Here is an 11,913-nt window from a genome sequence, read left to right on the forward strand (position 1 = left end):
GCGTTTCAGAGGCCGCAAGTTTCCGGACATCAAGGCGAGAGCAAGACTAATTCTTTAAGCCAGTCTTACCATTAAAAACTATGCCGGACAGGAGGACTTAGCTTTCTAAGCGGAAGAATCTGGCTTGCGGAACGCGTTTCAGAAGCCGCAAGTTTCCGAACATCAAGGCGGGGGAAAGCCCAAATCCCTAAGCTATCTTGACCATTAAAAACTCTGCCAGACAGAAGAACTGAGATTCCTGATCCAGTTCAGCTTCTCCGCAACAATCCTTTAAATACAATTTAAATATCAAAAAACTGCAGATACCATCTGGTTAAATCTAGATAGTATCTGCAGTTTTGTTATTGAAGAAAATTCAAAGTTCTTAGCGAGTTAATTGTCTTCAATCATTCAAATCTGCCCAAAGCTTCTCAAGAGAATTAAACGTTTCGAGCTGATCAGTTTCAACTTCTGTTTTAGCAGCTAAGGCTTCATGACTAGACGAAAAGTTACCCGCCAAGTTATTTTCAGGCTCAGTCGAAGCGGAGTCTTCAGCTTGTTCACCACGTCCCTTAATGGCCATGGGTCTTCCCCCGCAACACGTGGTCCACGTGGGCCAAGGTTTCATTAACGATATCGAGAATGTGCGGGTCATCTAGGCGATAGAAGTTTTGCTTACCCACCCGGCGAACCGCCACCAACTGTTCCTTTTTTAACAGTGCCAGCTGGTGGGAAATTACCGACTGTTCTACCGACAATAGCTCGCTGAGTTGACTAACGTTGAGCTCCTGCTGTTCCAAGAGGTAGAGCAGTTGTAAACGCGTGGGGTTACTGAGTAATTTAAAGATTAATTGTGAAGCTTGGGCCATTCGTGGTTCAATCAAAGTGACTTTTTCTTCGGAATTCGGCATAAAAGGGTTGCTCCTTTCATATGTAGATGATAACATATGTTGTAGATAACATGCATGGGGAGATGGCAACATGTTAAAAACGATTCTTACGGGAGTCACGGCGTATATTTCCACCGGACTCGACTACTTAATTATTCTAATGGTAATCTTCGGCCGCGTAAAGCACCAAGACCGCTGGTTAGTGTTGGTAGGGGATTTTTTGGGAACAACCGTGTTAGTCGGTAGCTCACTGATTGTGGCCTTTTTTCTGGGATTCGTGCCGGCACCGTGGCTGTTAGGTCTGCTGGGATTGATTCCAATCTATTTGGGAATCAAGTTGTGGGTTCAAGGGGATGACGATGATGCCGGAGAGATTGCCGCCAAGGTAGCGAAACCGCAGAGTCTTATCTGGAACGTGGCTTTGATTACGGTGGCGACCTGTGGTGCGGATAACATTGGGATTTACGTGCCAATCTTTACCACGGTGGCACCGGCGACAATTCCGTTGATTTTACTGACGTTTGCGGTCATGGTCATCCTGTTCTGGGAGATTGGCTATCGGCTGGCCTGTTTGCCTAAAGTGGCAGAAGTTTTGGAAAAACAGGGGCGTTATATTACCATTGCCGTGTACCTACTGATTGGGCTGTATATTTTGTGGGATAGCGGAACGATTCAGCATTTAGGAAAAATGATCTAAAAAATAGTGGCTCGTCAATCGCTGACGGACCACTATTTTGGCATGAATTGGGTCTAGAAGAATAACTTGCTGGCAATCGTCACGCAGGTCATCAGGATAACTGATGAAATGGTGGCCGCCAGGAAGACGTTGCCCCCGCGCTGGAAGATCACGCGAAAGTTGACGCTCATCCCCAGGGCGGCCATGGCCATGCCGAGGAAGATGTAGGCTAATTTAACCAAACCGGTCAGAGCAACATCGCCCAGTGGCAGGAAGGTCCCGATGATGCTGGTCAGAACGAAACCGGCCATGAACCACGGAATTGGCAGTTTAGCTGGACCTTCATTGGCAGTTGCTTCAGGATTAGCCTTGCGGGATTGGCGTTGGTACCACCAGCCAATGATCAGCGCTGCAGGGGCCAACAGTAGGACCCGGGAGAGCTTGGTAATGATCGCGGTGTCCAGACTGACGGGACCACCGGCGCTACCGGCGGCAACGGCGTGGGCAATTTCGTGAAGCGAGCCCCCAGTCAGTACCCCAAATTGAACGGCAGTCAGGTGGAGCAGTGGCTTCAGGCCGATTTCAATCAACGTGAAGACCGTTCCCAAGATAGCAACGATAGCGACGGCCAGAACTTCATTTTCCCGTTGACGTTCGGCTTTGTCGTCAGGCACCTTGATTTGTGGCGACACACCCATAACGGCGGCGGCCCCACAGATGCTGGTCCCAGTGGCGGTCAAAATGGCTAATTCCTTCTCCACGCCGAGTTTACGGCTGAGGTTGTAGGTCAGAAGCACCATCCCCGTCACCACGAAGATGGCCAAAGTGATAGTCTTCACGCCGGCTTGGGCCAGTTGGAGCAAGTTTAATTTGAATCCTAAGAGAATAATACCAAGACGCAAGAATTTATTGCTGATGAAGCCGATACCAGCCCGGTTGGCGTTGATAACCTGGGGCTGAACCTGGCAGACCATGCCTAGCAGTAGTGCGATGACTAAGGCACCGACCAGGTTTAAGTAAGGCAGTTGTGCCAGAAAGCTACCGGCAACGGCGCAGACTAAAGTTAAGAGTGAAGCCAGCCAGAAACCGCGGCTCACAACAGTTGTGCGAATATCCAAAAGAATTTCCTCCTCAAAAATGTCTAAACCTAGTTTACCGGAAGTCAGTTATAAGATAAAATTGGAATGAATAATAATGATATAAGTATCACTTATGAAAGGGAGCTATGACATGCTTGACCACCGGTATCAAACGTTTCTCGTGTTGGCCACGACCAAGTCGTATACGCAAACAGCCCGTCAGCTATACATCAGCCAGCCGGCAGTATCTCAACAAATCAAGAGTTTGGAGGCGGAACTGGGTGTCGAGCTCGTGCGCTACGAGCGCCCCAAGCTGACAATCACGCCGGCTGGGGTGGAACTTGCGGCGTTTGTTCAACGCGTCCAGGTTCAGGCGGATGCGGTGGTGGCGACTCTCCAACATCCCCAGAAGGTGCGGCAAGTCACCTTTAGCACAACGCTGTCGATCAGTGAATTCTTGGCGCCACAGCTGATTGGCTTACTACAGGCCCAGCATTATCATGAAATTAATTGTCGGGTGACGAATACCCACGTTGCTTTAGCAGCGATTGAATCTGGAGACAGCGACTTTGCCTTGATTGAAGGAAATTTTGACAAGCAACGCTACGGCTATGAGGTGGTACGGCAGGAACCCTTCGTCGGGGTGGTCGCCGCTGACCACCCGTTGGCCCAACAGTCAGCCGTGAGTTGGGCCGACTTGACCGCCTATCCGCTGATTGTTCGGGAAGAGGGGTCCGGTAGTCGGGAAATTTTAGAAAACCTGGCGCATGCGGCCAACGTGACCTTCGCGGAGTTCCCTCAGGTGGTGACGGTAAATAATCCGACTGCCATTCGAGAAGTCTTGCTGCAGGGAAGTGGGATTAGCTTTGTCTACCGTTCCGTGGTCGCCGAGGCCTTAAAATCTGGAAAACTGGCGGTTCTTCCACTGCAAGCGGGGCAACTGCGGCATGATTTGGATCTGGTTTATCCCCGTGATAGTTATTTTGCGGATGATTATCGCCGGTGGGCGACGGCCTTGAAGAAAGGGTAAGTCGTTAAAAACTAAATTTTTCTGAGAAAATGAGCGAATGATTAGACAAACACCCCTAAATATTGATATATTTATCTCAATGCTGTAAAAATTAGCGAGAAGGGGTGAGCCATCGTGACGAAGAAAACGAGACGGGCCATTTTTATCTTAGTATTTAGTGAATTCTTAGTGTGTTTGGGAATTAGTTTAGTAATCCCGGTCATGCCGTTCCTGAAGAATCAATTACATCTGACCGCAACGGACATGGGGATTATGAGTGCCCTGTTTGCCTTCGCGCAGTTCGTGGCGTCACCCCTGATTGGGCGGTTGTCGGATAAGATTGGGCGAAAGTCTGTGTTGACGGCCGGACTGTTCCTGTTTATGGCTTCCGAAGTGCTGTTCGCTTTGACCAACAAGTTGATGGTCTTCAACATTTCGCGGGTTATTGGTGGGCTGTCTGCTGCCATGGTCGTACCTACGGCGATGGCCTTAGCCGCTGACATTACGACGAAACGCCAACGGGCGCGGGTCATCGGCTGGTTGTCGGCCGCCTTTAGTGGGGGCCTGATTCTGGGTCCCGGTATCGGGGGGATTTTAGCTGGAGTCAGTTACAAGACGCCGTTCTGGGCTGCCGGTGCGTTGGGGTTGATCAGTGCCATTGTCCTGATCAGTCTGTTGCCGAGTGATGCCGAGACCAGTAAGATTCGCGATGCGGAGGCGACGACCGTTGCGGCTGCCAAGCCATCTGCCCATCCAATGACCAAAGAATTCTGGACGGTGCCCATCATCATCCTATTTACCATGATTCTGGTCTCTTCCTTTGGCCTACAAGGATTTGAAAGTATCTACAGTATCTACGTTAACGAAGTCTTCCACTTTAGCCTGAGCAACATCGCATTAGTGTTGACGCTTAACGGATTAATCTCATTATTCTTGCAAGTGGCGATGTTTGATACCCTGGTCAGTAAGTGGGGCGAGCGGCGAGTCATCCGGGCCTGCTTCTTCCTAGCCGCAATCTGTGTGGTTTGGATCACCCAGGCACACGGGAAGATTGCTGTCATGATTGCTACACTGGTTGTCTTCTCGGCCTTCGACCTGTTGCGGCCAGCCATTACGACGTTGCTGACCAAGGCTAGCGAATCTAACCAGGGGCTAATCAACGGGTTAAACATGTCCCTGACCAGTGTGGGGAATATCGTGGGACCAATCATGTCGGGGATGTTACTCGATATGAACCCGCACTACCCATACCTGGTGGTGTCGGTCTTCCTGATTGTTTCTTACCTGATGGCCTTTCTGTTGAAGCGGCCGGACCAATTGCAGTCGGCTACGGAAAAGTAGGGCTGGCTAGCTGATGAAACGATAATTTTCGATGTAAATATGAGGAACCTGAGATGGAGAATTCTGGGGTTCCTCTTTTTTGCGGAGATTTTTAGGAAGTTAGTGAGAGCCTTGGTGTGGTGGGCTCCTCTTGCTAAGGTATTTGGAAATATGTGGGTTTCGAAACGTGTTCAGTCGGGTAGGTTCTTGCGCTTAATAAGTTAAGTGATTCCTGCTCGGTATATGTATGTTGGTGGTTATTCTGGCGTAGTTCGTTAGACTTTCTCTCGCCGGGATGTCCGGAAACTTGCGGCTTCTGAAACGAGTTCCGCAAGGCAGGTTCTTCCGCTTAGAAAAATCAGGGACTCCTGTCCGGCATAGGTTGTTAGTAATTATTCTGGTTTAGTGCGTTAGACTTTCTCTTGCCGGGATATCCGGAAACTTGCGGCTTCTGAAACGAGTTCCGCAAGCCAGATTCTTCCGCTCAACAAAAATAAGACTCCTGGCCGGCGGCTGCCGACCAGAAGCCTTATTCTCGTTAATGCTCAGAATCTAAACGGCTTGCTCCACTCTCTAAACAAAAACAACCAGACCCAATAAACCGGTCTAGCTGTCCCCCCTAAAGCCTCTGATGGCCATAGCCTATTCTGTTTCTTCACAGTACGGTGGGTGATCTCTTCCCCAAGAGAAACCACCGGTAGTTGGTTGATCGGCCACTCCCCCAAGCGGTCGGTACGATTATCCTAAAAGATGATGGGCTAGGCGCTTTGTGCGACTAGCGGCTGGTCTCGCTGGCACTCCCCAGTAGCGGCGAGAAACGGCGCTGACGGACAAACTTTCACGAGGTTTGCAATGACTGTAACAGTAGGGACGAACAATTGTTAATTTGTGTGGCCCCTATCGGATGTTACAAGTACATTGTACTGGGGATTTAGCAATTCCATAATCCCATAATTTAATGATTGCGTTACTTATTTTAACCATCTAGGTGGTTAACGTGGTATACTACAATACAAAACAACTTGCTGCGATTGGTCTACTTGGGGGTAATTAAATTGGAGCCGCTTACTTTGTTGAATAAGAATTTGCGAGAATGGGGGGACGAACATGCCTCGGCCGTATCATGAACGCTTAAACTTTACAATGCAATTGCCGTTGCGCGTCATTAGCCATGGCACCGGCGGCCCGAAATTGGTATTGCCACATTGGCACCAAGCGGTTGAATTGGCCTACCCGTATTGTGGGCATCCTGGGACCGTGCATATTGGGAGCTCAACCTTTGAAATGGCTGCCGGTCACATCTACGTGATTAATTCCGAAGTGGTCCACAGTTATGAGACGATGTTGGATGAGGATAATCAAATCATGACGCTACTGATGCCGGCGGCTTGGCTGCGAAATGTGGTCGATAACGAGCAGCTTCCAATCTGGGGTCCCGTCGATCTGGACTTGCACGATGCCGCTTACCGCGGAATCGGCCAGGCGGCTGGCGTGCTCGTGGATAATGCCATTCACGAACGTGACAGCCAGGCAGATTACCTAGCGAGTCTGGGTGCCGAGTATCAGCTGGTCGGGCAACTTCTGAAGCAGTTGAAGATCAACGGGCAGGTCGATAATTATCAGTTGCCATTGCCGGAGCCCTTGCGCCAAGCCGTCGGAGAGCTGCAGCAGAACTACGGGCAACCCGTGTCAATTGCCGATTTAGCGACGAAACTGAACTACTCGAGTGTTTATTTTTCCCGATATTTCAAAGAATATATGGGGATCTCACCGAAGGCCTATTTGGGGCAGATTCGGCTGGAACGGGCCACGGAGCTCCTAATGACCTCGGACGATTCCATCCAGACGATTGCCACCAAGACGGGCTTTCGGACGGAGAAGAATTTCTTCGTGACCTTCAAGCAACACTTCCTGATGACGCCGAAGTCTTACCGTGAGCGTTACGCCGCCCAACGGTCCTGGTCGTAGCGTAACCGTTGCTTGTGAACGATATTTATGGTAGACTAAGCCAACATAACACAACGAATATGAGTGGAAACCAACGTTGCCGTTAACTGACACGTTGGTTTTTTACGCAAAAATCTAGGAGGTATCGTTCATTCATGTTAACCGTCAATAATGTCAGTATGCAGTTCTCCGACCGGAAGCTCTACGACGAAGTCAATCTCAAGTTCACCCCGGGGAATTGCTACGGGGTCATTGGCGCTAACGGCGCCGGCAAGTCCACTTTCTTAAAGATTATCGAAAACAAGTTAAAGCCGACGACCGGGACCGTCTCCATGGGCCCTAACGAACGGATGTCCAGCCTGAACCAAGATCACTTTGCTTTTGAAGATGAAATTGTCTTGAACACGGTGATCCAAGGTCACAAGAAGCTTTACGATATCATGACTGAAAAGAACGCCATCTACATGAAGGCCGACTTTAGTGATGCAGATGGGATTCGCGCCGCTGAACTCGAAGGTGAATTTGGTGAAATGGGTGGTTGGGAAGCCGAAGCCGAAGCCAGCCAAATGTTACAAGCCTTGGGGATCGACGAATCTCTTCATCAAGTCCAAATGCGTGAATTAACGGAACCCCAAAAGGTGAAGGTCTTACTGGGCCAAGCCTTGTTCGGTCATCCCGACGTCTTACTCTTGGACGAACCGACCAACGGGTTAGATGTGCAATCCATCAGTTGGTTGGAAAACTTCCTGGCGGACTACGAAAACACCGTCATCGTTGTTTCCCATGACCGGCATTTCTTAAACCAGGTCTGCACGCACATGTGTGATGTGGACTTTGGTAAGATCACGCTGTTTGTCGGGAACTACGACTTCTGGATGGAATCCAGTGAATTGGCTGCGCAGCTGAAGGCTAACGCCAATGCCAAGAAGGCTGATCAAATCAAGCAACTGCAAGAATTCGTGGCGCGGTTCAGTGCCAACGCTTCGAAGTCTAAGCAGGCCACGTCTCGGAAGAAACAATTGGAGAAGATCACACTGGATGACATCAAGCCATCTTCACGGAAGTACCCCTTCATCAAGTTCACGCCAGAACGGGAACTTGGGAACGACTTGGTTCGCGTAGAACACCTTTCCAAGGCCATCGACGGTGTGACGATTCTCGATGACGTCAGCTTCACGTTGCGTCCCGATGAGAAGACGGCGTTCATCAGTCGTAATGACTTGACGACTACCATCTTGATGCAGATCATTGCTGGCGAAATGGAGCCGGACAGTGGAAACGTTGTCTGGGGTCAAACGACCAGTACGACCTACCTGCCAAAGAACGTCAACGACTACTTTGCCAACAACGAGTTGACGGTTATTGACTGGTTACGGCAGTTTGCATCCAAGGAAGAGAGCGACAACACCTTCTTACGGGGCTTCCTCGGGAAGATGCTGTTCTCTGGCGATGATGTGAACCGGGAAGTCGACGTGATGTCTGGGGGCGAGAAGGTCCGGGCTATGCTGTCCAAGATGATGTTGAGCAAGGCTAACGTGCTGTTGCTCGATGATCCAACCAATCACCTGGATCTGGAATCCATCACGGCATTGAACGACAGCCTGGTCGGGTTCACCGGTAGCATCCTCTTCACATCGCATGACCACGAGTTCATTCAAACGATTGCTAACCGGATCATTGAAGTTAGCCCTAACGGTATCGTGGATCGGGCAGACACGACTTATGACGAATTCTTAGGCCACCAACAGGTTCAGGATCAAGTTGCGAAGCTGTACGCTGACAAGTAATTAAATTAATCGTAAACAGAGGGAGCCGCAGTAGGGGCTCCCTTTTTGATTGCTCAGATTTAGCAAAAGCAGATTCGGACGAAGACAAAAACCCAGCAGATACGAGTGCTTAGCGTTTTGGGTAAGCGACTGTATCTGCTGGGTGATTTAGTAGAGTTAGTAAAAAATGTTCGGTGTTAGTCGTCGGACTTTCTTTTAGGAGATCATTTTTTGGCCGTTTCGTTGTCGTCCAGGAATCTCTTTTGTTCCCTAATAATGTAAGTTGTACAAAAATAATGCGAATTCTTTGGAGACCGTGAATTTTAAAGGGGGCCCTTGACTGAAACTTTCTCGGTCAAGGGCCCCCTTTAAGGTTACAAATTAGAACAGTCGAATCATAACAACCCCGGCAATCAGCGTTGCCAGGCCCAATAGTTGAACGGGAACGACTGGCTTGCGGGTTGCGCCCAACAAGCCGTATTGATCGACGAGCAACCCCCCGGTGATTTGCCCCAGTAAGGCGAAGACCACCGTTTGGCCGGTGCCAAGAATTGGTGCCAGGTAGGCGTTTCCCAGTACGAAGATGGCGCCCAGCAACCCGCCAATCCATAGCCACCAAGGCCTGCCCGGACCGGTTGCCCGGCGAACTTCCTTTAGCCCGTGATTAGCGATGAGGACGATGACCAGCAGTCCCAGCGTTCCAATCAAAAAGGAAATGAATGCCGCGTGAACAGCGGAGTGCAGGACGAATCCTAATCGACCGTTGATCGTCGTTTGTGTCGCACCCAGTGCCCCGATAAATACGCCCAGTAAGCGCCAGAGTAGTGGATTACCAGTGGGTGTTAGCCGCTGTAGCTGGTTGCGCCGTTGCAGGATTCCCGGCAGGGCTACCGTGATGATAATGCCAGCCAGTGCGAGTAGGAGACCGATGATTTTGATAAGGGTCAGCGGCTGCTTGGTCGCGCTGAACCAGCCGAAGTTGTCGATGATCGACCCCATGATGACCTGCCCGAGGATCGGCATGATAGCCGTTTGAACGGCACCGATGTGGGGAAACAGGAGAATATTGGTGGTTAGAAAAATGACCCCGAGTAGCCCACCAATCCAGATCCACCAAGGCTGGGTCGCCAGTAGGGTGCCAGAGACCCATAGCGACTGGTGGCCCAGCAGGGTGATGACTGCCAGAAAGAGGGTCCCGATGGCAAATGAAACAAACGAGGCTTGATAGGGTGAGCCGATGAAGCTCCGTAACCGCGAGTTGACGGCAGTCTGGAAGGATACGATGATACCGATCGCAATGCCAATGGTGATGGAAAGCATAAACGTTATCTCCTTGTACGATGTATTTTTAGGATGTGTAAAGTCATTATTTTCTGTAGGCTAGGCTGTCTTGGTGGCGTCAAAAAAGGAAGCGCCGTTGCGGCCGCTTCCTCCAGTATAACTTATTTATCGGCTAGAATGGCCAGTTCATCGATTCGCTGGAAGAAGCCGTCGTGATCGACTTGGGTGACCAGGGTCACGGGCCGACCGTCCGGCGTTTCGAAGGTGCGACCACGCCCGGGGCCAGTCGTGAGAACATCGCTGGTCACAGTCTTGGTGGTGACGATAGCGGGAGCCTCGGTGGCCACCGTGGTCAGGACGTCCCAGAGGAAGTAGGTCGAGTTGGTCTCAAAGTGTTGTAGGGCGGGTACTAACGCGTATCCTTGACCGATGAAGTCCAGCGCCGGATGTTGACGCAAGGTGGCCCAGTGTTGCCGAATGGCAGGGGTCAGCGGCACCTGGTGCGTGCTTTCCAGACCGACCATTTGGATGGGAATCTGGCTGTCCCAGACGGTCTTTACGGCATCTGGATCCCAGAAGGCATTCCATTCAGTCGTGCCATCCTGTTCGGGTTCGGCGACATTTCCTCGACCGTCGAAGGTGCCTCCCATCCAGTAGAGGCAATCAATCTTGGGAGCGATGCTGGAATCAACTGCTAGGGCGCGAGCGAGGTCGGTCAGCGGTCCCGTCATGAGTAGTGTGGTCTGACCAGCCTCAGCCTGAACCTTATCGATCAGGTCGAGGTGGGCTGGTTTGGCGGCGACGGGAGTGGTCACGGTCCCGGCCTCGTTCAAGATGGGAAGAGCGTCAAGGCTAAAGGCATCAAGTCGCCACTCCTTGGGAAAGGGATTGACGCCCCGAGAATCGGACGCGGCCACATCGAGTTGGGCGCCGTGCCCAAAACGATCGATAATCTTCCGGCTAGCGGCCAGGGCTGGTTCCAGGTAGCAATCGGCACCAATGACGCTGACCCCGGTCAGGTGAATATCTGGCATTTTCAGCAGGAGCAACAGGGAAACTAAGTCATCGACGCCACCATCGTGGTTAAAGTAGACATTACGCATCTGGTATCTTCTCCATTTCCGAACATTATTTAACTATTTCAAACTCATAGTTCATATACTACCGACTTTTAAAGTGGAACGCAACCCTTAGATTCCGAACGATTTAGCTAAGATTAAGAAAACTCCCGTATACTGCTACTTATACGATTGCAGATTATTTTTAGAAAGGATGGTTATAAGATGCAACCAACGCGTAAAGGCCCCAAGCACTGGCTATCGCTCGTCGTTGCTGGATTCATTTTATTCGGTGGCGGTACGGGCTACATGCTCGGTCAACAGCAGGCCAAATCGGCGCAAACAACGCAATTGAAGAACGCGCCGAAGGGCATGAAAGGCCACCCGTCAGGCAAACCTAGTGGGATACCAACCCAGAATAGCTCAAGCAGTAATTAACGAACATTTTGGTTATGTGAAGACTAAGAGGACTCAGAAAAATTCTGGGTCCCTCTTTGCATGGTCGGACGAAGCTATGGATATCATGCGAATAAAACATGGCGTACAAGACTGCGTGGTGTTTGTCCCCCTGATTCAGCATTGACAGTGGACGAGCGGAAGCGGATTGTCAATTGCCCCTGAATAAATTCAGTGGCTTGTCGCTCACGTGTCTTATGACACAGTAGTCCAATATACCTGTTAGGCACTCCTACTCATGGTGGCAACATCATCGGGTAATTGACGGCTACCCGTTCAACTATCGGGATTTACCCGATAGTCGTTAACTTCTTAATCTTCGGTCGCTTAACACCACTTAGCCATTTTTGACCAAGTATTTCAATATTCATGGCCCCTAATCGGTCGTCATTGCAACGATACTGACACTGTTTACACCAATACTCGTGGGTATCATGGTGACGATTAGTCTT

Annotated in this window: 11 protein-coding genes; 6 read left to right on the plus strand and 5 right to left on the minus strand. The window is 50.4% G+C overall.

The genetic code is table 11. The annotated features are described in order from the left end of the window. Positions 1 to 382 precede the first annotated feature (382 nt). The gene (locus FD07_RS04380) at positions 383 to 562 is read right to left on the minus strand and encodes a hypothetical protein (protein WP_020088728.1); all 180 of its coding nucleotides are present in this window, start codon (positions 560 to 562) and stop codon (positions 383 to 385) included. Next, positions 552 to 890, minus strand: coding sequence for an ArsR/SmtB family transcription factor (locus tag FD07_RS04385; RefSeq protein ID WP_020088729.1), 339 nt, complete (start codon positions 888 to 890; stop codon positions 552 to 554). The genes FD07_RS04380 and FD07_RS04385 overlap by 11 nt, the downstream gene beginning before the upstream one ends. Before the next feature lie 70 nt (positions 891 to 960). Here FD07_RS04385 and FD07_RS04390 point away from each other — a divergent pair, with 70 nt between their 5' ends. Then, the gene (locus FD07_RS04390; RefSeq protein ID WP_020088730.1) at positions 961 to 1,566 is read left to right on the plus strand and encodes a cadmium resistance transporter; all 606 of its coding nucleotides are present in this window, start codon (positions 961 to 963) and stop codon (positions 1,564 to 1,566) included. A 53-nt stretch (positions 1,567 to 1,619) separates the two neighbouring features. Here FD07_RS04390 and FD07_RS04395 read toward each other — a convergent pair whose 3' ends face one another. Continuing rightward, on the minus strand, positions 1,620 to 2,663 hold the full coding sequence (locus FD07_RS04395; protein ID WP_020088731.1) for a YeiH family protein: 1,044 nt from the start codon (positions 2,661 to 2,663) through the stop codon (positions 1,620 to 1,622). 94 nt (positions 2,664 to 2,757) lie between these two features. Between FD07_RS04395 and FD07_RS04400 the strand changes: the two genes are divergently transcribed. From FD07_RS04400 to FD07_RS04415, 4 genes are all read left to right on the plus strand, one after another. Then, on the plus strand, positions 2,758 to 3,654 hold the full coding sequence (locus FD07_RS04400; protein ID WP_235804785.1) for a LysR family transcriptional regulator: 897 nt from the start codon (positions 2,758 to 2,760) through the stop codon (positions 3,652 to 3,654). A 114-nt stretch (positions 3,655 to 3,768) separates the two neighbouring features. Continuing rightward, entirely contained in the window at positions 3,769 to 4,974 is a 1,206-nt protein-coding gene (locus FD07_RS04405) for an MFS transporter (protein ID WP_020088733.1), read from the plus strand. Positions 4,975 to 6,060: 1,086 nt separating this feature from the next. Further along, entirely contained in the window at positions 6,061 to 6,921 is an 861-nt protein-coding gene (locus tag FD07_RS04410; protein WP_020088734.1) for an AraC family transcriptional regulator, read from the plus strand. A gap of 134 nt (positions 6,922 to 7,055) precedes the next feature. Next, complete coding sequence (locus tag FD07_RS04415; RefSeq protein ID WP_020088735.1) at positions 7,056 to 8,687, plus strand: ABC-F family ATP-binding cassette domain-containing protein; 1,632 nt, start codon at positions 7,056 to 7,058, stop codon at positions 8,685 to 8,687. A gap of 360 nt (positions 8,688 to 9,047) precedes the next feature. On the opposite strand, the gene FD07_RS04420 is transcribed toward FD07_RS04415, so the two are convergent. Then, positions 9,048 to 9,986 carry a DMT family transporter gene (locus tag FD07_RS04420; protein WP_020088736.1) on the minus strand — a complete coding sequence of 313 codons (939 nt, stop codon included), beginning with the start codon at positions 9,984 to 9,986 and terminating at the stop codon, positions 9,048 to 9,050. Positions 9,987 to 10,108: 122 nt separating this feature from the next. Beyond that, complete coding sequence (locus FD07_RS04425) at positions 10,109 to 11,050, minus strand: nucleoside hydrolase (RefSeq protein WP_020088737.1); 942 nt, start codon at positions 11,048 to 11,050, stop codon at positions 10,109 to 10,111. A gap of 180 nt (positions 11,051 to 11,230) precedes the next feature. On the opposite strand from FD07_RS04425, the gene FD07_RS04430 reads away from it, so the two are divergent. After that, a complete protein-coding gene (locus tag FD07_RS04430) occupies positions 11,231 to 11,443 on the plus strand; it encodes a hypothetical protein (RefSeq protein ID WP_020088738.1) in 213 nt (70 codons plus the stop codon). Positions 11,444 to 11,913: the final 470 nt, after the last annotated feature.

The organism is Levilactobacillus parabrevis ATCC 53295, assembly GCF_001434055.1.
Classification (GTDB): Bacteria; Bacillota; Bacilli; order Lactobacillales; family Lactobacillaceae; genus Levilactobacillus; species Levilactobacillus parabrevis.

Coding starts and splice junctions, on each gene's coding strand:
- FD07_RS04380 (WP_020088728.1), bottom strand. CDS start 562: ATGGCCATTAAGGGACGTGGTGAACAAGCTGAAGACTCCGCTTCGACT.
- FD07_RS04385 (WP_020088729.1), bottom strand. CDS start 890: ATGCCGAATTCCGAAGAAAAAGTCACTTTGATTGAACCACGAATGGCC.
- FD07_RS04390 (WP_020088730.1), top strand. CDS start 961: ATGTTAAAAACGATTCTTACGGGAGTCACGGCGTATATTTCCACCGGA.
- FD07_RS04400 (WP_235804785.1), top strand. CDS start 2,758: ATGAAAGGGAGCTATGACATGCTTGACCACCGGTATCAAACGTTTCTC.
- FD07_RS04410 (WP_020088734.1), top strand. CDS start 6,061: ATGCCTCGGCCGTATCATGAACGCTTAAACTTTACAATGCAATTGCCG.
- FD07_RS04415 (WP_020088735.1), top strand. CDS start 7,056: ATGTTAACCGTCAATAATGTCAGTATGCAGTTCTCCGACCGGAAGCTC.
- FD07_RS04420 (WP_020088736.1), bottom strand. CDS start 9,986: ATGCTTTCCATCACCATTGGCATTGCGATCGGTATCATCGTATCCTTC.
- FD07_RS04425 (WP_020088737.1), bottom strand. CDS start 11,050: ATGCGTAATGTCTACTTTAACCACGATGGTGGCGTCGATGACTTAGTT.
- FD07_RS04430 (WP_020088738.1), top strand. CDS start 11,231: ATGCAACCAACGCGTAAAGGCCCCAAGCACTGGCTATCGCTCGTCGTT.